This is a genomic window from Mycolicibacterium sp. MU0050, assembly GCF_963378085.1.
In the GTDB taxonomy this organism is placed as follows: Bacteria; Actinomycetota; Actinomycetes; order Mycobacteriales; family Mycobacteriaceae; genus Mycobacterium; species Mycobacterium wendilense.
Genome location: NZ_OY726395.1, coordinates 4477586 through 4496980, shown reverse-complemented (window position 1 = coordinate 4496980; position 19395 = coordinate 4477586). Strand labels below are relative to the sequence as shown.

Here is a 19395-nt window from a genome sequence, read left to right as displayed (position 1 = left end):
TTGAGAGGGGCCGTTGAATGAACGTCACGCTGGGGGTCTTCGTCGACCCCGCCGAGGCGCGGGTCACGCTGCTCGACGCCGCGGCACCGAACACCACGATCGACCAAACCGAGATCGACCTGGCTACCGAGCCGCTGTCCGCGGTGGTCTCGACGCTGACCGCCACCGCGGCGGCACTTACCGGCGCGGGTCACGTACTCGTCGGCACCACCTTGTGCAGCTCCGACGCCGGTCAGGCCACCGAGCTGGTGAACGCCCTGGCCGAGGCCAACCTGACCAACGTCGCGGTCGTTCCGATCCAGGAAGCCGCCACCGCCGCGGTGCGCACGCTGGGCGCCGATCCCGTCGCCACCTTGGTCAACGACGGTCAGACGGTGGCGCTGTCGATGGTCGACGCACACGGCGCGACGTCGCAGATCGCCGTCGAACCCATCGCGGGTGGTGACACGGATGCGGCGTACCGCGCGCTGCTGCAGCGCTTGGCCACCGAGCCCGGCGAGGCCACCGGCGTCATCGTGATGGGTTCCCTGGACGACGGTGGATTGTCGGCCGATGTGGTCGAGACGTCCCCGGTGCCGGTGCGCTTCCCGGACGATTCGGAGTTCGCGCTGGCGCGCGGGGCCGCCCTGGCGGGCGTCGCGCAGGGGCAGACCCGGGCGAGTGCCGCGCTGTTCCTGCCGCCGGATTCGACGATGGCGGCTCCGGCCGTGCCGCAGGACGCGACGATGGCCGCACCCGCGGTGCCGACGGACCCCCAGACCGCGGCCACGCCCCTGGACCACGACACCGTGGTGGGTCAGCAGTTGGCCTACTCGCAGGCCGGCGACGACGACGCCGTCGACCTCACCGACCCGGGCGCGGCCTACGACGACCTCTACGACGATTCCCAGGGCGACTACGACACCTACGACGACGAGGCCGAACCCGACAGCGAGGTGCGGCGTCGACAGGTGTTGATCGGCAGCTCGGTTGGCTCGCTGGCGGTGATCGGTTTCGCCACGCTGGCGGTCAGCCTTGCCGTCACCGTCCAGCCGACGGCGAGCCAGCAGGCCATCCGCCTGCAGGAGGACTCGGTGCCGGGCAAGGCGTTTCCGGTGGCGCCCGGACAGGGCGCGCAACCCGACGGCCCCAACTGGACGATGATCGAACAGCTGCCCCCACCTGGAACCACCAGTGAGGTACGGACTTTCGAGACACGGATGCTGAGCTCCACCCGTGACGGCGCGACGCAGGCCGCCCAGGCGGCGCCGGCGGTGGTCAATCTCTACAAGGACGGCACCGTGGGTCTGCAGAACGCGGCCGCCCCCGTGCTGCCCAACATCCCGCCACCGCCGATCCCCGGAATCGCGCCCACATTCCCGACTTTCGCGGATTTCGTGACCCGGCTGATCCCGGACTTCTCGGTGATCTCGCTCATCGAGGTGCTGAACTTCCTGGCCAACCTGCCGCAGTTCGTCCCGTTCGACGCGACGGTACCGTCGGTGTTGGACCGCAGCCTCGACGACATCGGGGTGCTCGCGGTGGTGCCCAAGGACCAGGGTGCGTTGTTCAGCACGACGTCCGGTACCGCGGCCAACGCGATCCCGGCCGGACTGTTCGACACCGACAAGAGCACTTTGGACCGGGCGCAAAGCCTGCCGCCGGGCACCGCGTTGATCGACACGCTGCCCGGAGCCACCGACGCCGCCACCACACCGAAGGTGCTCAGCGAGGTGCTGCTCGCCCCCGACGCCGCCACTCTCGAAGCCGCCGAACCGGCCCCGGCCGAGGACGCCCGAGCGGCCCCCGACGCCGACGCCGCGCAGCAGGGCAGCGACGAGGACGGCGCGACCGGGGACGAGACGACTGGCGAGACCGGGGAGGTAACTCCCGGCGAGTCCACCGATCCGGATGGCACGACGCCCAGTTCGGAGCCCACTACCGAGCCGGGCGAGACGACCGAGCCTGGTGAAACGACCGTGCCGGGCGAGACGACCGAGCCGAGCTCGGAGCCGGCCACCCCGACCAGTGCGGTGCCGAGCCCGACAACCAGTGTCGCGCCCAGTGCCTCGCCGAGTCCGGAATCGACTGTGCCGGAACGAACTCCGACCGTTGAGACCGAGGCGCCCACGAGTGTGGCGCCCACCCGGACGGCCACGCAGGCGCCGACCCAGGCGCCGACGGAGGTGGTGCCCACGGAGGCGCCCGCCCGGACGGTCGTGCCCGAACCCACGCCGGAGCCGGTGGTCACGCAGGCGCCGGAGGCACCCGCCCCCGCCGTGGTCGAGCCCGCCGCGCCGATCGAGACGCCGACCCTCATCGAGGTGCCGTCCGGTTCCGGTTCGCTGGGCTCCGAGGACGAATAGCGGGCGAATACCGTGACCGACAACGCCTTGGTACCGCACAGGCTGCGCAACACCGCGGCAGCGGTCCTGCTGATCCTGGGCCTGCTGCTGCCCTGGAACATCCACGTGGGGCTCGGGATCGCCGCGACTCCCGGTTGGGTGTGGCTGCTGCTTGTCCTCGCGACGGCCCTGGCGGTGACGGGATTGGCGATCCCGCGGCTGCGGTTGCCGCTCGTCGCGCCGTACCTCGTCGTGGTGTCGGGCTTCGTGGTGCTGGCCGTGGTCCAGGCGGTGCGGTACGGCGGTTCCGCGTCGATCCCGCCGGGCGTCGGACCCGGGGCCTGGGTGGGGGCCGCGGGTGCCCTGCTGGCGGCGGCCCCGGCCGTCAAAAGTGCTGCGGCGACACGGTTCTGCTCGCTGGTGGCGGTCGCGTCGCTGGTGGTGGGCGTGGCCGCGTCGGTGTTCAACCTCTACTGGCGCACCCGGTTCGTCCTGCCCGGCATCGGCGACCCGGACGTCGGATCCGCGAACCTGGCGACCGCGCTCACCGCGGTGCTCTACGCGCTGGTGGCCGTCATACCGCTGGTGATCGGGTTCCGCTGGTTGCGCTCGGCTGAACTCGAGGCCCGGCTGGCCACGGTCTTGCTCGGCGCGGCGGCCCTGACGGCCGGGGCGATCGTGTGGGTGTTGCCGGTGGGTCGCGACCTGGATGCCTTCCGGGGGATCGCGCAGAGCACCGGGACCGCGGGCGTGGGATTCGAGGGCTACCTGGCCTGGGCGGCCGCGGCCGCCCTGGTGGCCGCGGCGACGGTGTTCGGGACCCGGCAGCCGGCCGCAGCCTGGCGCGGCGCGGCCCGCAAGGGGCTGTTGCTGATCGCGGTGTGGTGTTTCGGCACCGCGGTGCTGCGCATTGCCGACGTGATCCTGTCCGGGGTGCTGGATCTGCCGTCGCCGCCGTACAGCGGCACCGCGTTGATGGCGTTCGACCTGCTGGCCGCGGTGCTGGCGATCTGGCTGTTCGTCAACAGCGCGGGCCGGGCCGCACCGGGCCGTCTGATGGTGACGCTGTTCGTCGGGTTGTTCGCGGCGACGGTGTGCCGGTTGATCGTCGGGGTGGTGCTGGTGCCGAGGGTGGAACCGTTGGGTCCCGGCGCGCCCAGCGAGGTCTTCGGTAACACCCTGGTGCAGCAGATCACCAGTACCTTCGACGTGGCGCTGGCTGTACTGGCCTTGGCGGCGTTGATGATTGCCGCCCTGGCGCCCCGGCGACGGCAACGGCGACCGGGCAAGGTGGCGCGCGGCAAGGCGACAGCCGCCCGGCAGGCAAGCGCTGTCGGGATGGCGGGGGCGGGGGAGCCGTCGAGGGCGGTGGCGTCGGCGGCCGGCGCCGCTGCTCCGACTGGGGCGGCTCCCGGGCGAGCCGATGCGGCGGCGCCCCCTGCGCAAGCTGCCGCGGCCGAGGCCCCCGCTGCCGAGACACCTGCATCGCAGGGCGCTGCGGCTGAGGCCTCTGCTCCGCAGGGCGCTCCCGCGATCGTTGTACCGGGCCGCGCGGCTACCGCGACGCCGGAACAACCGGCCCGCATCGTTCGTCCTGACGCGTAGGGGCGGTGCCCTTTTCGGCGCCGCGGACCCTTCCGTTGCTGCCGAGGGAAAATGGTGTCATCAGGTGTTGACGCCGCGCAATCGAATCACCCTGTCCTGACAGCGACGGGTGTGGCCATTGGGGGCCATTGGGGTCACCGCGACAGGCGATGCGCCCCGTTGGCAACGCCGACGTGCGGACGGTGCTATGTGCGGACGGTCTACGTGCAGACGGTGCTACGTGCAGACCGCGCCCACGGCCGCGGAGCCGACCAGCTTGGTGTACTTGGAAAGCACGCCGGTGGTGTAGCGCGGCGGCAGCGGCTCGAAATCGCTCTTGCGGGACTCGAACTCGTCGGCGTCGACCAACACGTCCAGGGTGCCGTTGCCGACGTCGAGCCGGATCCGGTCACCGTCGCGCAAGAATGCGATGGGGCCGCCGTCGACCGCCTCGGGTGCCACGTGGCCCACGCACAGCCCGGTGGTGCCGCCGGAGAACCGGCCGTCGGTCATCAGGAGGACATCCTTGCCAAGGCCGGCGCCCTTGATCGCGCCGGTGATGGCCAGCATCTCCCGCATGCCCGGGCCGCCCTTGGGGCCCTCGTAGCGGATGACGACGACGTCGCCGGCGGTGATGGTGCCGTCCTCCAGCGCATCCAGCGCGGCCCGCTCGCGCTCGAAAACCCGTGCGGTGCCCTCGAACACGTCGGAATCGAAGCCGGCCGACTTCACCACGGCGCCCTCCGGTGCCAGCGTCCCGTGCAGGATGGTGATGCCGCCGGTCGGGTGGATCGGCTCGGTCAGTGCGCGCAACACCTTGCCGTCGGGATCCGGCGGCGCGATGTGAGCCAGGTTCTCCGCCATGGTCTTTCCCGTGACGGTCAGGCAATCGCCGTGCAGCAGGCCGGCATCGAGCAGTGCCTTCATCACCACCGGCACGCCGCCGATCTTGTCGACGTCGTTCATCACGTAGGCACCGAACGGCTTCACGTCGGCCAGGTGCGGCACCTTGTTGCCCACCCGGGTGAAGTCCTCCAGCGTCAGCTCGACGCCGGCCTCGTAGGCGATGGCCAGCAGGTGCAGCACCGCGTTGGTGGACCCGCCGAAGGCCATCACCACCGCGATCGCGTTCTCGAAGGCTTCCTTGGTCAGGATGTCGCGGGCGGTGATGCCGCGGCGTAGCAGTTCCACCACGGCGATTCCGCTCTGCCGGGCGAATCCGTCCCGACGGCGGTCCGGCGCCGGCGGAGCCGCCGACCCGGGCAGCGACATCCCGAGCGCCTCGGCGGCACTGGCCATGGTGTTGGCGGTGTACATGCCGCCGCAGGCGCCCTCGCCGGGACAGATCGCGCGCTCGATGGCGTCGACGTCCTCGCGGCTCATCAGGCCGCGCGCGCACGCGCCGACGGCCTCGAACGCGTCGATGATCGTGACGTCCTTCTCGCTGCCGTCGCTCAGCTTGGCGCGGCCGGGCATGATCGAGCCGGCGTAGAGGAACACACTGGCGAGGTCCAGCCGGGCGGCGGCCATCAACATGCCGGGCAGCGACTTGTCGCAGCCGGCCAGCAGCACCGAGCCGTCGAGACGCTCGGCCTGCATGACGGTCTCCACCGAGTCGGCGATGATCTCCCGGCTGACCAGCGAGAAGTGCATGCCCTCGTGGCCCATCGAGATGCCGTCGGACACCGAGATGGTGCCGAACTCCATGGGGAAACCGCCGGCCTCGTGCACGCCCTCCTTGACAACCTTGGCCAGGCGATCCAGCGAGAGGTTGCACGGCGTGATCTCGTTCCACGACGACGCGACGCCGATCTGCGGCTTGACCCAGTCGTCGTCACCCATGCCTACCGCGCGCAGCATCCCGCGGGCGGCGGTCTTCTCCAGGCCGTCGGTGACGTCGCGACTTCTGGGCTTGATGTCAGGCTGGGAATCTGAGGGCATGCCTGCAAGTATGGCCCGCCGGGTAATGTCGGCCAAAATCTTTTCCCCATACCCTCCCGGGGTATGCGGTACCGTGTTGGGCATGACTCGCACCCGATTCCTTGCCATCCTGGCCGCGCTGGCGACCGCACTCTTCATGACCGCGTGTGGCGGTTCGTCCGACACCGCCGCAGACAACGAGCACGCCGATCACGCTCAGACCGAGGAGACGATCACCGTCACCGGCGAGCCCGCCGGCTTCAACGCCGAGGACATCGCCTTCGCCACCAATATGATTCCGCACCACGAGCAGGCCCTGGAGCTGTCCGCCCTGGTGCCCGACCGCAGTTCCAACCCCGAGCTGATCGAGCTGGCCAACCAGATCGCCGGCGCGCAGGAGCCCGAGATCAACGCCATGAAGGCCTTCCTGGTGCAGTGGAACGAGAACCCGGAGGATTCGCACGACGGGCACGGAGACGCGCACGCCGACCACTCCGAGATGGCCGGCATGGTCGACGAGCCGACCATGCAGCGGCTCGAGGGCCTGAGCGGTCCCGAATTCGACACCTTGTGGCTGCAGTCGATGATCGCCCACCACGAGGGCGCGGTCGAGATGGCCGAGACCGAACTGGCCAACGGCGCCAACGTCGACGCCAAGGCGCTGGCGCAGACCATCATCGACGCCCAGCAGGCCGAGATCGCCCAGATGCAGGCAATGCTGGACGGGTCATGACCGCGGGCGCGCACGGCTATTCGCCGAACAAGGACAACTACGCCAAGCGGTTGCGGCGCATCGAGGGGCAGGTCCGCGGGATCGCCAAGATGATCGAGGACGACAAGTACTGCATCGACATCCTGACCCAGATCAGCGCCGTCAACAGCGCCATGCAATCGGTGGCGCTGGCATTGCTCGACGAACACCTCGGGCACTGCGTCAGCGAGGCGGTCGCGGCCGGTGGCGCCGAGGCCGACCAGAAGATCGCCGAGGCCTCGGCGGCGATCGCGCGGCTCGTTCGCTCCTAGGTCCGCTGCCAGGGCGGCCGCCGCCTCTGGTTCGAGGCTTTGACGGTCCCGAATTCCGGTCACCGTGTCGGTGCGCGGCAACGGCGTAACGGCGCGACGGAGCGTTACCGTGGCGCAGAAGATGATCCCGACCGTTCGGCCAACTGCCGCACATCCCTGGACGCCGCGTGTCGCCGTGCAGTTGACCGTCCTGGCCGCGGCCGCTTTCGTCTACGTCACCGCCGAATTGGCCCCGGTCGGGGCACTGCCGGCGATCGCCGGGGACCTGCAGGTCAGCGAGGCGCTGGTGGGCACCCTGGTGGCCGGCTACGCGCTGGTGGCCGCCGTCATGACGGTGCCGCTGGTGCGCCTGACCGCGCACTGGTCGCGCCGCCGGGTGCTGCTCCTCACGCTGAGCACCCTGACCGTCGCGCAGACGGTCTCCGCATTGGCTCCCGATTTCCTGGTCCTCGGCGCCGGGCGGGTGTCCAGCGCGCTGACCCACGGCCTGATGTGGTCGGTGATCGCGCCGATCGGCGTTCGCCTGGTGCCGCCCAGTCACGCCGGGCGCGCGACGACCGCGGTCTACGTCGGCTCGGCGCTGGCCCTGGTGGTCGGCAGCCCGCTGACCGCGGCCATGAGTCAACTCTGGGGCTGGCGACCGGCGTTCGCGGCGATCGCGGTGGCCGCAGCGGCGATCACCGTGGCGGCGCGGCTGTTGATCCCGACGATGCCCACCGACCCGGCGCCGCGCGCCGGGATCGGGCGCCGTCGGCGGCCCAACCGGCGCCTGCACACGCTGTGCGGGTTGACCGTGGTCGGGGTGACGGCGCACTTCATCGCCTACACGTTCGTCGTCGTGATCATCCGGGACGTGGTCGGGGTGTCCGGGGCCCGGCTGGCATGGCTGCTGGTCGCCTACGGTGTGGCCGGTCTGACGGCCATGGCGCTGCTGGCGCGGCCCCTGGACCGACGGCCGAAATCCACCCTGCTGGCCGGGCTGACGGGGATGTCGGCGGCGTTGATCGTGCTCACCGGCCTGGCGATGTGGGCCGCGCCCGAGGGCCGGGGTGTGGCGGCGCTGGTGCTCGGCGCGGTCGCGATCACGCTGTGGGGCGCGATGGCCACCGCGCTGCCGCCGATGCTGCAATCCGCGGCGATGCGGGTGGCGCCGGAGGACTCCGACGGCGCCTCGGGGCTGTATGTGGCGGCCTTCCAGACCGGCATCATGGCCGGTTCGCTGGCCGGGGGATTCCTGTACGAGACCGCTGGCCTTGCCGCCATGATCGGCATTGCGGCGTTGCTGGTGATCGGCGCCTCGGCGGGGGTGGCCGCCAGCCGCGGCCTCTTCGAAGTGCCCCCACAACGCCCGCCGCGGTAACAGAAGCCGTGGTCATACCGATAAAGGCGGCAGTTCCGGACACCGCGATGTGCGGTGCCCGGCCCTGGTCTCGCCCGGTCGCGATGGGATAGCTGATGTCCCGGCTATGCGACACTGGAGCGAGCAAATGACTTGGAGGTTTTATATGCCCAGCCGTTTGGCGAGGTTTTCCCGGACTCGGGCCGTGCGGGCGGCGGTCACCATGCTCGGTGCCGCGACGCTGCTCGCGGCCACGGTGACGCCGGCCGCCGCGGACCCGGTGCCCCCGCCGCCGGCCCCGCCGGCGCCCGCTCCGCCGGCCCCGTTCAACCCGTTCGCGCCCCCGCCGCCACCGACGCCGGTGGCCGCGCCGGACCCGGTGAACAACTACGGGGTGTCGTCGACACCCATCACCGGCACCCCCGCGGGTCAGAGCAACGTGCCGTTCGAGGGCACCCCGCCTTTCCGGCCGCCGACCTTCAACCCGGTCAACGGCGCCCTGGTGGGCGTCGCCAAGCCGATCTACATCAACTTCGCGGTGCCGATCGCCGACCGGCAGATGGCCCAGGACGCCATCCGCATCTCGTCGAACCCGCCGGTGCCCGGCCGCTTCTACTGGGTCACCGACAGCCAGTTGCGCTGGCGGCCGCAGGACTTCTGGCCGGCCAACACCGTCGTCACCATCGACGCGGCCGGCACCAAGTCCACCTTCCGCACCGGGGACTACCTGGTGGCCACCATCGACGACACCACCAAGCAGATGGAAATCATGCGCAACGGTGAGCTGGAGAAGACCTTCCCGGTCTCGATGGGCAAGCACGACGGCAAGCACGAGACCCGCAACGGCACCTACTACGTGCTGGAGAAGTTCGAGGAGATGGTGATGGACTCCTCTACCTACGGGGTCCCGGTGGATTCCGCGGAGGGCTACAAGGTGGACGTCGAGCACGCCGTCCGCATCGACAACAGCGGCATCTTTGTTCATGGCGCCCCGTGGTCGGTGGGCGATCAGGGCAAGCGCAATGTCAGCCACGGCTGCATCAACCTGAGCCCGGCCAATGCGAAGTGGTTCTACGACAACTTCGGCAGCGGTGACCCGGTCGTCATCAAGAACACCCAGGGCGGCATCTACGACCTGCCGGACGGCGCGTCGGACTGGCAGATGTTCTAGCGCCCTCGCCGGCCCGAATCACAAAATCGCCCCAAATCACAAGATTTGGGGCGATTTTGTTGGGCTCACCCGCCGGCAGGGCGTGACCCATCGGATCGCAGCCGCGGCCCCTGCCGGGGCGGCAACCTCAATTCCAGATGCGCACGCGCCGTTCGGGTTCGAGGTACAACTCATCGTCGGGGCGCACGTCGAACGCCTCGTAGAACGCGTCCATGTTGCGGATCACGCCGTTGCAGCGGAACTCCGGTGGCGAGTGCGGGTCGACGGCGAGGCGCCGAATGGCCTCGGCGTCACGGGATTTCGTCCGCCACACCTGGGCCCAGCCGAAGAACACCCGCTGCAGGCCGGTCAGGCCGTCGATGACCGGCGCCTCCTTGCCGCCAAGCGAGAGCTGGTAGGCCAGCAGCGCGATCGACAGCCCGCCGAGGTCGCCGATGTTCTCACCGACGGTGAACGCGCCGTTGACCCGGTGGGTGTCGGCCAAGTCGCGCGGCACGAACTCGTCGTACTGCTCGATGAGCGCCTTGGTGCGCACCCCGAACTCGGCTCGGTCGGCGTCGGTCCACCAGTCGACCAGGTTGCCGTCGCCGTCGTACTTGGCGCCCTGGTCGTCGAAGCCGTGCCCGATCTCGTGACCGATCACCGCGCCGATCCCGCCGTAGTTGGCGGCGTCGTCGGCCTCGGCGTCGAAGAACGGCGGCTGCAGAATGGCTGCGGGGAAGACGATTTCGTTCATCCCGGGGTTGTAGTAGGCGTTGACGGTTTGCGGCGTCATGAACCACTCGTCGCGGTCGACCGGGGCGCCGAGCTTGGCCAGTTCGCGGTCGTAGCCCACCTCGTAGCCGCGTCGGTAGTTGCCGTAGAGGTCGGCGCGGTCGACCACCAGCGCCGAGTAGTCCCGCCACCGCTTCGGGTAGCCGATCTTGGCGGTGAACTTGTCCAGTTTCACCAGGGCGCGCTCCCGGGTCTCCGGCGTCATCCAGTCCAGGTCGTTGATGCTGACCCGGTACGCCTCGCGCAGGTTGGCCACCAGGACGTCCATCCGGGCCTTGTGTTCGGGCGGGAAATGCCGCTCGACGTAGAGCTTGCCCAGCGCGTCACCCATCAGGTTCTCCACCAGCGACACGCCCCGCTTCCAGCGTTCGCGGATGGCCTCGGTGCCGCTGAGCGTGCGGCCGTAGAACGAGAAGTCTTCGGCCACAATGTCATCGGTGAGCAGGCCGGCGCGGGCGTGGATCAACCGCCAGCGGGCCCAGTTCTTCCAGTCCGCCAGCGGCCGGTCCGCCCACAGCGCGGCGAAGGCCGTCAGGTAGTCGGGCTGGCGCACCACCAGTTCGGCCGCCCGCTCCTCGGTGGTGCCGAGGGCGTTGACCCAGCCCGCCCAGTCGAAGCCGGGGGCGTGGGCGGACAGGTCGGCGAAGCGGCGCAGGTTGTAGGACAGGTCGGCGTCGCGGCGCTTGACCACGTCCCAGTGCGCCGCCGCCAGCTGCGTTTCCAGCGCGACGACGGCGTCGGCGGTCGGCGCGTGGTCCTCGGCGGAGCCGCCGTAGACCAGGGCGAACATGGCCGCGATGTGGGCCGGGTAGGCGGTCAGGATCTCCGCGTGCGCCGAGTCGCGATAGTAGGACTCGTCGGGCAGCCCGAGGCCGGACTGGCTCAGGTGCAGCAGGTACCGGGTGGAGTCCTTGGAATCGGTGTCGACGTACAGGCCGGTGCCGCCGCCGACGCCGGTGCGCTGCAGCCCGCCGAGGACCGCCGCCAGGGCGTCGGGGTCGGCCGCGGCGTCGATGCGCGACAACTCGTCGAGCAGCGGCTGCACGCCGCGACTTTCGACGGTGGCCTCGTCCATGAAGCTCGCGTAGAGGTCGCCGATCCGCTGCTGGTCGGTGCCGGCGGCCGCGTTCGCGGCCGCGGCCTCGGTGATCAGGTCGCGGACCTGCTCCTCGGCGCGGTCATACAGGGCCCGGAAGGCGCCGTCGGTGGCCCGGTCGGCCGGGATGGCGTAGTCGCTCAACCAGCGTCCGTTGACGTGGCCGAACAGATCATCCTGCGGGCGGGCCTGGTCATCGACATGGCTCAGGTCCAGACCCGAGCGAATAGCTTCTACCGTCACCCTGCCATCCTTACCAGAAACCGGCGGCGGCGATTCCCGATGCGCCAGCAGGTACCCTCACGCCCATGCCGACTGGGGATACTGCCGCCGAAGACGCGGTCGACGACGCCGCTGCCGCCGGTCCCGCCATCTCCGGCTATGGGATCGCCGCCGCGGTGCTGGCGGTGGTGGCCGTCATCGCCGCGGTGCTCGCGACGATGATCTGGTCCGGGCATCGCGACCACGACCACGAACTGGACCACCGCACCCGCGTCATGCAGGCGGCCGTGGACTGGACCAACGTGTTGATCAACCTGAACACCGACAACGTCGACGCCAGCCTGCAGACCCTGCAGGAGGGCACCGTGGGTCAGTTGAACTCCGACTTCGACTCCGCGGTGCGGCCGTACCGCGAGGTGGTCCAGACCCTGCAAGCGCGCACCACCGGCCGGATCGAGTCGGTGGCGTTCGAGTCGATCCACAACGACCTCGACCGGGAGCCGGGTTCGCCGCCACCGGCTTCGCCACTGCCGCCCGAGATGTCGGCGCGCACCGACCACGTGCTGGTGATCGCCTCGTCGGTCAGCGAGAACGTGGGCGGGCAGCCGCAGACGGTGCGCTGGAATCTTCGGTTGGGGGTCTCCGAGGTGGACGGACAGTTGTTGATCTCGCAGTTGGAGTCCCTGCGATGAGGAACCTGCTCCGGGTGGTCGCCTTCGACCTGCTCGCGCCACTGGCGGCCATCGCGGGCCTGCTGCTGATCGGGGTTTTTCTCGGTTGGCCGCTGTGGTGGGTGTCGGTGTGCTCGATCCTGTGTCTGCTGATCGTGCAGGCGATGGCCGTCAACGCCGTGCTGTGGCGGCGCGACGGGGTCACCGTCGGCACCGACGACGACGCCGCCGGGTTGCGGCTGACGACGGTGGGACTGGCGACCGCGGCGCTGGGGGCGGCGGTGGTGGTCGGCTACACCGGGCTGACGCTGCCCGATGAGCGGCTCAACCAGGACTCGGCCGAGGTGGTGCGGCTGGCCAGCGCGGTGTCGGAGGCGACGGCCACGTTCTCGCCGCAGGATCCGTCGGCGTCGATCGACCGGGCGGCCGAACTGATGGCCCCCGAGCAGGCCGAGGCCTTCCGGGCGAACTTCGGCAAGTCGACCGAAGACCTTGCCCGCAAGAACATTTCGGCGCAGGCCCAGACCGTCTCGGCCGGGGTGGAGGTGCTGGGTCCCGACGCCGCCAGCGTGGCGGTGGTGCTGCGCTCGACCCAGAACGCGCCGGGGCAGCAGCCCCGGCGGGCGGTGTTGGCGCTGCGGGTGGCGCTGGCCAAGCCGGACGATCGCTGGCTGGTGGTCGACGTCGCGCCCATCAACGCCCCGGCGGCGTGACCGGGCGGCGCCTACCGCAGTCGCGCGTGCTCGATCTTCAGGCACCGGTCCATCACGACGGCGATGCCGGCGGCGCGGGCCTCGGCGGCCACCTGTTCGTCGACCAGGCCCTCCTGCAGCCATAAAGTCTTGGGCCGAGTGGGCAGAGCCAGTACCTCGGCGAGTACGCCGGGCAGTTCCTCGGTGCGGCGGAACACGTCCACCAGGTCGGGCACGACGGGCAGGTCCGCGAGGCTCGCGTAGGCCTGATCGCCGTCGAGATCGCTGATCGTCGGATTCACCGGATACAGCGTGTAGTCGCCGGTCGCCCGCAGATAGCGGTACACGTCGTTGCTGGGGCGCGACGGATTCGCCGAGGCGCCGACCACTGCGATGGTCTGCGTTTCGCGCACGATCTGGGCCAGCTCCACTTCAGCCTCCCGACCGCGGCGAACGGTTCTTGGCGAAGCGATCGGACAGTCGGCGCATCCGGATCATCAGCGACGCCGGCGGACTCGTCTCCCCGCTGAGATAGACCTTGAAATCCTCGGCGGGCACCCCGATCCGGGACGCGAACTCCTGCTCGGACAGCCCCGAGCGGTCCAGCAGCATCCGGATGTGCCGGGCCGCCTCGGCCCGCTCGTTGGCCTCGAGATGTTCACGGCTGCGGACGATCACCTCGTCGAGGGCCTTGGACACCCCGACCGGCTCGCGGTGCGAGAGCACCTCCTCGACCTGACGCGCGGTCCGGCCGTAGGGGTCGCGCTTGATGGCGACGACGATGCGCTGCCACACGGTGATGTCGCCCTTGTGCAGCGCCGAGCGAATCGCGGAGGTGGGCCAGAACTCCACCGGGCGGTCCTCCGGCCGGCGTCCGCGTGCGGCGGGTTCGCGCAGGCGGTCCGGGCGTGGATTGCCCGTGTCTCTCGCGGCCAAAGTCACCTCGCCTCCTCCAACATCGCCACGGCCACCGACAGGCAGCGCTGCCGGACCTCGTCCCACCGCGCGGTGCCCTCGGGGCCCGCCCATTCGTCGTCGTCCGCGTCGTGCGGCATGGGATCGGCGAGCCGACGAACGAGCTGGGTGGCCACCCACTGTCGATCGGACGTGTGCCCACAGTAATACCTGGGCGGTTTCAAGCGGTGGATGCAACAGCGGGCGATTTGAACGGGTTCGACAGTAATTCGTCGAGGGCTTCGGCGGGGGTTTTCCAGCGCAGGGTTTTCCGTGGCCGGTTGTTGAGTTTGGCCGCGACGTAGTCGAGGTAGTCAGCGGGAAAGACCGACAAGTCAGTACTTTTGGCAAAGTACTGGCGTAGCAGACCATTGGTGTTTTCGTTGGTGCCGCGCTGCCAGGGCGAGTGCGGATCGCAGAAGTAGATGTCCAGCTCCGCGGCGGTCGCGATGGCGGCGTGGTTGGCCATTTCGTGGCCTCGGTCCCAGGTCAGAGTCTTGCGCAGGATCGTCGGGAGCTGGGCCATTTTGGTTACGATCGCTTCCTGGACGGCTTCTGCGGTATGCCGGTCGGGCAGGTGCAGCAGCATAGTGAAACGAGTGGTGCGTTCTACCACCGTCCCGATTGCCGACGCCGATGCGACGCTGCCCAGGATCAGATCTCCCTCCCAGTGTCCGGGGACAGCCCGGTCTTCGACCTCCGGCGGCCGCTCGCTGATACTGACGATGTCCCGCAGTTTCCCGCGGCGCTCATCGGGGCGGCGCTGAGGCTTACGCAACGCCCGTCCGGTCCGCAGACAGGTATGCAACTCGCGGCGCAAATTCCCCTTGCCCTGAACATAAATCGCCTGATAGATGGTCTCGTGGGACACCCGCATCTCCGGATCGTCAGGGAAGTCGATCTGCAGCCGTCGAGCGATCTGCTCAGGACTGTGCTGATCATCTTCCAACCGAGTCTGCACCTCAGCATGTAAACGCCGGTTGGTCGCCAGCTTGCCCGGCTTGGCTCGGCGAGCCCGACGCTGACTACGTGCATGAGCGCTGCTGGCACGATAGCGCGGACATTGCTCGTGACCGCCATGCCACCTCGCCCCGAACTGGTATCGGCTGCGGTAACGGTTGCGGCCAGGCTTGCTGTTGTTCTTGATTTCACGCGAGATCGTCGATGGTGCCCGCTTGAGTCGACGCGCGATGCTGCACATCGATTCCCCTGCAGCGATGCCTAACGCGATCTCCTCACGTTCTTCGAAGCTCAACCGAGGCTTTTTCCGAGGCCCGTCATCACGCGGAGGTGGTTTCACACCTCCAACATCAGCAAACCAGCGATAACCAGTGTGCCCCGACACGCCGACAGCCTTGCCGGCATCTCGCGGCGAGAGCCCATCACGAATTAGTTCCCAAAACCGGCTTTCCACACGCGCTAACTCCGGCAGCCCCATCTGAACCCCTCAGCTAGAGGCTGTTGCATCCACCCCTTGAACCCAGGCTGTCCATGCCCGCCAGCACCAGCGCTGCGGTCTCCGGGTTCATCACATCGACCAGCTCGGCGAACTCGGCGAAATCGTGGCTGCTGTTGCGGGACATGATCAGGTAGCCCTTGAGGCGCAACGTCTCGGCGCCGGTGGGGATCTGCAGCCGGTCCCCGGTGGGCAATTGCACCGTGGTGGTCTCCAGCGGGATCTGCCGGTGCAGCACCTCGACGTCGTCGTAACCGACGTCGGCCACGGTCTCCAGCGCGTCGAGGGCGACCTCGAGCCGACCCCGCCACATCGTCACCGGGTGCACCGGCCGCGGCGCGCGGGAGCCGTTGCGGCCCCGGCCCAGCCGCGGACTGCGCGCGCCGTCACCGGCCTTGACCTTGCCGGTCAGCCCGGCGCAGCCGGAGAACGCCAGCGGGTCGGCGACCGAGATCGCGTCCGGCGCCATATCCTTGAGCCGCGCGGCCGACTTGACCACCATCCGCAGGTCGGCGCCCGGCGCCACCAGCGTGGAGATGTCGTCGGGAATGATCACCAGGTCGCCCAGATCCAGTTTGGGCAGCGGCTTTTCGAAGTCCACCGCCGGCAGGATCCGCGCCAGCCACGGCGGCACCCACCAGTTCCACCGGTCGAACATGGCCATCAGTGCGGGCACCAGGACCAGCCGCACCACCGTGGCGTCCACCGCGATGGCCACCGCGCAGGCCACGCCCAGCTGCGCCACCAGCGGCATGCCGGCGAACGCGAACCCGATGAACACCGCGATCATGATCAGAGCCGCGCTGGTGATGGTCCGCGCGCTGGTGCTCACGCCGTAGGCCACCGAATCCCGGGTGTCGCCGGTCTGCAGGAAACGCTCCCGGATCCGGGTGAGCAGGAAGATCTCGTAGTCCATCGACAGGCCGAAGGTCAGCGCCAACACCAGCGGCGGGATGGTGCTGTCGATGGAGCCCATCGGCTGGAAACCGAGGGCCTCGAGCCAACCCCACTGGAAGATCATCACCAGGCTGCCGTAGGCCGCGCCCACCGACAGCACGGTCATGATGACGCCCTTGATGGCCAGCACCGGCGAGCGGACGGCGATCAGCAGCATCACGAACGCGATCGACGCGACGAACAGCACCACCCAGGGCTCCATCTGGGCCACCCGGTCGTCGAAGTCCTTGATCAGCGCCGTCGGACCGCCGACGTCGATCGTGACGTTCTCGGCGCCCGGGGTCTGGGGCAACTGGTCGCGGAGCCAGTCGACGGCCGCGCGCGCGGCCTTGTCCTCGGGGTCCACGGCGAGCACCCCGGACAGCAGCGCGCTGCGGTTGTCATCGGAGAACACCGGCGGCGCGACCGAGACGATGTCGGTCGAGGCGTCCATCCGCTGGGCCACCGCCTCGACGACGGGCGCATTGGCGGCCGACGACGCGTTGCCGTCCGGGAACGTCACGAGCACCCGGACCGGGCCCAGCGCACCCGGCCCCAGCGCCTCGGCCGCCGCGCCCACCCCACCGCGGATCTCGTGGGAGGAGTCGAACTGGCGCAGCATGCTGTTGCCGAGCACCATCGCGAACGTCGGAGCGGCCAGCAGGACCAGCAACACCGTGGCGGCCGTCGCGGACAGCCAGGGCCGGCGCATCACCCCGCCCACCCAGCGGGTCCAGAACCGGGACTGGGTGGCCTCCGAACCGCGGCCCCAGTGCAGCACCCGGGACCGCTTGGCCACCGATCGGCCGAAGGTCGCCAGCACCGCCGGGGTCAAGGTCGTCGACGTCAGCACGGCCATCGCGACGGCGAGGATCGCGCCGGTGGCCATCGAATTGAGCACCGGGGTGTCGATCAGGTAGATGCCGGTCACGGAGGCGATCACGGTCATGCCGGACAGCACCACCGCCAGACCGGAGGTGGCCATGGCCGCGTCGGTGGCCTGTTTGACGTCGCGACCGGCGCGCAGTTCCTCGCGGAAGCGCATCAGGATGAACAGTGAATAGTCGATGGCCAACGCGATGCCGAACATCGACACCGTCGACGTCACGAAGACCGACATGGTGACCACCGTGGACAGCAGGTAGACCACGCCCATGGTCACCACCACGGTGCAGACGCCGACCATCAGCGGCACCGCCGCGGCCGCCAGCGAGCCGAACACCGCCAGCAGCACGATCAGGACGATCGGCAGGTTCCACTTCTCCGCCTCGGCGACGTCGCTCTTGGTGGCCTCGGCCGCGGCGGCGCCCAGGGCGCCCTGCCCGATGACGTACAGCCGGACCCGGCCGTCGCGGAGTTCGCCGGGTTCCTCGTCGGCGATGCCGACCTTCTCACGCAGTTGGTTGGCGACGTCGACGGCGCCGGTGTTCTCGAAGTCGAGGTGCAGGGAGACGACGTAGGGGCGGTCCGGGCGGGGCGGCGGCTGCTGCGGGTTGGGGACCATCCGGACGCTGGGCACCTCGCCGGCGATCCGCTCGAGCGTCGCGGCGGCCTCGGTCATGTCCGCGTAGGTGGCGTCCGCGCGCGGCGCGGCCACCAGCGCGAGGGGCGATGCGCCCTCGCCCGGGAAGTGGTCCTCGAGCTGATACTGCACATGGAGCGACTGAGAGCCGGCCACCTCGAAGCCGCCGCCGGTGAGGCTGCCCGAACTCGACAACGCGAGATAGACCGAAGGCACCAGCGCCAGCAGCCAGGCGGTGAGCACCAACCAGCGAAATCTGCGCAGTCTGCCGCTCAGACGCATCATGAATTGCTGGATGGTGGACTCCCCGATCCTTCGCCGAATTGGGTGGTCGCGAGCCTACCGCAGCAGCCGGTGCGCGCGCTGAACTCCGACCGCCTGAGCTGCACGGACCTGTTACATCCAGCACCGCTGGGGCGGGGTTCACCCGCCGGGGGCCGCCCCCGGCCCGCCAGCGGAAATTTGCGGTTTGGCCAGGTCGGTGGCCCGCGAGTTTCGGCAGCAATCGACGCTGGATGGCAAACTGGGAGGCGGCCGCTACCCAGGTCGGGGATTTTGCAGACCCGTGCACTGAAACGTCGGCGGTGTGCGGACCGATAGATGTTCGCGAACCGTAAGGAGTTGGATTCCCCATGGGTAAAACCGCACCCTCGATCCGCCGCAAGGCCGGCGCCGCGCTCACCGCGACGGCCCTCGGCGGCGTCGCGGCCGTCCTGCTGCTCGGCCCCAGCGCCTCGGCGGCACCCGATCCGTGCGCGGCCAGTTCGGTGGCCAGGACCATCGGCACGGTCGCCAACAACACCGGCGTGTACCTCGACAGCCATCCCGAGACCAACCAGGCGCTGACCACGATCTCCAAGCAGCCCGCCGGACCGCAGTCGCTGGTCGCGTTGAAGACCTACTTCGACGCCAACCCGGACGTGGCCGAGGACATGCAGAACATCCAGAAGCCGCTGAACTCCTTGGCCAGCAGGTGCAAGCTGCCGATCTCGTTGCCGCAGGCGATGGGTCTGATGCAGGCCGCGCAGGGCGGCGGATTGCCGGCTGCGGCGCAGGCTGTCTCCGGGGGCGCGGTGACCGGCACCGGTCCGGCGCCGGGCCCGAGCGCCGCGGTGCCGGCGACCCCGCGCACCCCGGCGGGCTCCGCCGTCGGCACCCGGGGTGCCGCCGAGTAGCGGACTGCGTGCGGACTCTCCGGCGACGGCATTCTCAGAATTGCCTAACGACTGGGCAGGAAAGAGCGCTGTCGATCTGATTGGATTGGCCTGGCCGGATCGACAACGGCCACTCAAACCCGCCTGAAGGAGACCGACCATGATGCTTTCCGCCCGTCGAGTAGTTCTCGGTGCTGTGGGTGCCGGAGCGATGACCGGTGCGATGCTCTTCGGCGCCTCCTCCGCTGCGGCCGCACCGAACTGCACGGCCGCCGACCTGGCCGGCGTGGCCGCCGGGGTGTCCGCCTCCACCTCGGCGTACCTGTTCACCCACCCGGAGGTGAACGACTTCTTCACCAGCCTCGAGGGCAAGGACCGCGACACCATCAAGGCCGAGGTGCACGACTACATGGAGGCCCACCCGCAGGTGAAGGCCGAGCTGACCGGCATCCGGCAGCCCCTGACCGACCTCAAGAACCGCTGCGGCCACAACCAAGACCCAGCCGCGGTCAACGGATAGTGCCTGCGGCGGCTGCCCAGCCCGCGCGCGAGGCCGG

At 69.6% G+C, this 19395-nt stretch carries 16 protein-coding genes and 1 pseudogene; 10 read left to right on the top strand and 7 right to left on the bottom strand.

Translation table 11 applies throughout. The annotated features are described in order from the left end of the window. Nucleotides 1-17 precede the first annotated feature (17 nt). Together R2K23_RS21405 and R2K23_RS21400 are read left to right on the top strand one after the other, a co-directional pair. Complete coding sequence (locus R2K23_RS21405; RefSeq protein WP_316512438.1) at nucleotides 18-2345, top strand: DUF7159 family protein; 2328 nt, start codon at nucleotides 18-20, stop codon at nucleotides 2343-2345. A 12-nt stretch (nucleotides 2346-2357) separates the two neighbouring features. Then, complete coding sequence (locus R2K23_RS21400; RefSeq protein ID WP_316512436.1) at nucleotides 2358-3929, top strand: DUF7937 domain-containing protein; 1572 nt, start codon at nucleotides 2358-2360, stop codon at nucleotides 3927-3929. 216 nt (nucleotides 3930-4145) lie between these two features. Here the strand turns inward: R2K23_RS21400 and ilvD are convergent, their stop codons facing one another. Then, nucleotides 4146-5849: a dihydroxy-acid dehydratase gene (gene ilvD, locus R2K23_RS21395; RefSeq protein ID WP_316512434.1), complete on the bottom strand. Its 1704-nt coding sequence runs from the start codon at nucleotides 5847-5849 to the stop codon at nucleotides 4146-4148. An 82-nt stretch (nucleotides 5850-5931) separates the two neighbouring features. On the opposite strand from ilvD, the gene R2K23_RS21390 reads away from it, so the two are divergent. The 4 genes from R2K23_RS21390 to R2K23_RS21375 all read left to right on the top strand — a co-directional run bounded on the left by R2K23_RS21390 (nucleotide 5932) and on the right by R2K23_RS21375 (nucleotide 9361). Then, on the top strand, nucleotides 5932-6561 hold the full coding sequence (locus tag R2K23_RS21390; RefSeq protein WP_316512432.1) for a DUF305 domain-containing protein: 630 nt from the start codon (nucleotides 5932-5934) through the stop codon (nucleotides 6559-6561). Beyond that, on the top strand, nucleotides 6558-6851 hold the full coding sequence (ricR, locus tag R2K23_RS21385; protein WP_316512430.1) for a copper-sensing transcriptional repressor RicR: 294 nt from the start codon (nucleotides 6558-6560) through the stop codon (nucleotides 6849-6851). Before R2K23_RS21390 ends, ricR begins: the two co-directional genes overlap by 4 nt. A 121-nt stretch (nucleotides 6852-6972) precedes the next feature. Continuing rightward, nucleotides 6973-8211, top strand: a complete 1239-nt coding sequence (locus tag R2K23_RS21380) for an MFS transporter (protein WP_316517468.1) — start codon at nucleotides 6973-6975, stop codon at nucleotides 8209-8211. A 145-nt stretch (nucleotides 8212-8356) separates the two neighbouring features. Further along, nucleotides 8357-9361 carry a L,D-transpeptidase gene (locus R2K23_RS21375; protein WP_396892523.1) on the top strand — a complete coding sequence of 335 codons (1005 nt, stop codon included), beginning with the start codon at nucleotides 8357-8359 and terminating at the stop codon, nucleotides 9359-9361. A gap of 127 nt (nucleotides 9362-9488) precedes the next feature. On the opposite strand, the gene R2K23_RS21370 is transcribed toward R2K23_RS21375, so the two are convergent. After that, on the bottom strand, nucleotides 9489-11474 hold the full coding sequence (locus R2K23_RS21370) for a M13 family metallopeptidase (RefSeq protein WP_316512428.1): 1986 nt from the start codon (nucleotides 11472-11474) through the stop codon (nucleotides 9489-9491). Nucleotides 11475-11539: 65 nt separating this feature from the next. Between R2K23_RS21370 and R2K23_RS21365 the strand changes: the two genes are divergently transcribed. Continuing rightward, nucleotides 11540-12145 carry a hypothetical protein gene (locus R2K23_RS21365; RefSeq protein WP_316512425.1) on the top strand — a complete coding sequence of 202 codons (606 nt, stop codon included), beginning with the start codon at nucleotides 11540-11542 and terminating at the stop codon, nucleotides 12143-12145. Next, nucleotides 12142-12837 (top strand): hypothetical protein, encoded by a 696-nt coding sequence (locus R2K23_RS21360; RefSeq protein WP_316512424.1) that lies wholly within the window; start codon nucleotides 12142-12144, stop codon nucleotides 12835-12837. Before R2K23_RS21365 ends, R2K23_RS21360 begins: the two co-directional genes overlap by 4 nt. An 11-nt stretch (nucleotides 12838-12848) precedes the next feature. On the opposite strand, the gene R2K23_RS21355 is transcribed toward R2K23_RS21360, so the two are convergent. From R2K23_RS21355 to R2K23_RS21335, 5 genes and pseudogenes are all read right to left on the bottom strand, one after another. Beyond that, on the bottom strand, nucleotides 12849-13247 hold the full coding sequence (locus R2K23_RS21355; RefSeq protein WP_316512421.1) for a CoA-binding protein: 399 nt from the start codon (nucleotides 13245-13247) through the stop codon (nucleotides 12849-12851). A 1-nt stretch (nucleotide 13248) separates the two neighbouring features. Continuing rightward, nucleotides 13249-13758 carry an XRE family transcriptional regulator gene (locus R2K23_RS21350; protein WP_396892519.1) on the bottom strand — a complete coding sequence of 170 codons (510 nt, stop codon included), beginning with the start codon at nucleotides 13756-13758 and terminating at the stop codon, nucleotides 13249-13251. Beyond that, nucleotides 13755-13943, bottom strand: a pseudogene (locus R2K23_RS21345) (hypothetical protein); the annotation flags it as partial. The pseudogene R2K23_RS21345 and the gene R2K23_RS21350, both read right to left, overlap by 4 nt. 8 nt (nucleotides 13944-13951) lie before the next feature. Then, a complete protein-coding gene (locus R2K23_RS21340; RefSeq protein WP_316510746.1) occupies nucleotides 13952-15208 on the bottom strand; it encodes an IS30 family transposase in 1257 nt (418 codons plus the stop codon). 13 nt (nucleotides 15209-15221) lie between these two features. Next, the gene (locus R2K23_RS21335; protein WP_316512418.1) at nucleotides 15222-17969 is read right to left on the bottom strand and encodes an MMPL family transporter; all 2748 of its coding nucleotides are present in this window, start codon (nucleotides 17967-17969) and stop codon (nucleotides 15222-15224) included. Nucleotides 17970-18316: 347 nt separating this feature from the next. On the opposite strand from R2K23_RS21335, the gene R2K23_RS21330 reads away from it, so the two are divergent. After that, nucleotides 18317-18859 (top strand): hemophore, encoded by a 543-nt coding sequence (locus R2K23_RS21330; RefSeq protein WP_316512417.1) that lies wholly within the window; start codon nucleotides 18317-18319, stop codon nucleotides 18857-18859. A 139-nt stretch (nucleotides 18860-18998) separates the two neighbouring features. Then, complete coding sequence (locus R2K23_RS21325) at nucleotides 18999-19358, top strand: heme-binding protein (RefSeq protein ID WP_316512415.1); 360 nt, start codon at nucleotides 18999-19001, stop codon at nucleotides 19356-19358. Nucleotides 19359-19395: the final 37 nt, after the last annotated feature.

Excerpts from the sequence above, each read along its gene's own strand:
- R2K23_RS21360 (WP_316512424.1), top strand. The coding sequence starts at position 12,142 with ATGAGGAACCTGCTCCGGGTGGTCGCCTTCGACCTGCTCGCGCCACTG.
- ricR (WP_316512430.1), top strand. The coding sequence starts at position 6,558 with ATGACCGCGGGCGCGCACGGCTATTCGCCGAACAAGGACAACTACGCC.
- R2K23_RS21380 (WP_316517468.1), top strand. The coding sequence starts at position 6,973 with ATGATCCCGACCGTTCGGCCAACTGCCGCACATCCCTGGACGCCGCGT.
- R2K23_RS21325 (WP_316512415.1), top strand. The coding sequence starts at position 18,999 with ATGATGCTTTCCGCCCGTCGAGTAGTTCTCGGTGCTGTGGGTGCCGGA.
- R2K23_RS21375 (WP_396892523.1), top strand. The coding sequence starts at position 8,357 with ATGCCCAGCCGTTTGGCGAGGTTTTCCCGGACTCGGGCCGTGCGGGCG.
- R2K23_RS21405 (WP_316512438.1), top strand. The coding sequence starts at position 18 with ATGAACGTCACGCTGGGGGTCTTCGTCGACCCCGCCGAGGCGCGGGTC.
- R2K23_RS21390 (WP_316512432.1), top strand. The coding sequence starts at position 5,932 with ATGACTCGCACCCGATTCCTTGCCATCCTGGCCGCGCTGGCGACCGCA.
- R2K23_RS21365 (WP_316512425.1), top strand. The coding sequence starts at position 11,540 with ATGCCGACTGGGGATACTGCCGCCGAAGACGCGGTCGACGACGCCGCT.
- R2K23_RS21340 (WP_316510746.1), bottom strand. The coding sequence starts at position 15,208 with ATGGGGCTGCCGGAGTTAGCGCGTGTGGAAAGCCGGTTTTGGGAACTA.
- R2K23_RS21335 (WP_316512418.1), bottom strand. The coding sequence starts at position 17,969 with ATGATGCGTCTGAGCGGCAGACTGCGCAGATTTCGCTGGTTGGTGCTC.
- R2K23_RS21330 (WP_316512417.1), top strand. The coding sequence starts at position 18,317 with ATGGGTAAAACCGCACCCTCGATCCGCCGCAAGGCCGGCGCCGCGCTC.
- ilvD (WP_316512434.1), bottom strand. The coding sequence starts at position 5,849 with ATGCCCTCAGATTCCCAGCCTGACATCAAGCCCAGAAGTCGCGACGTC.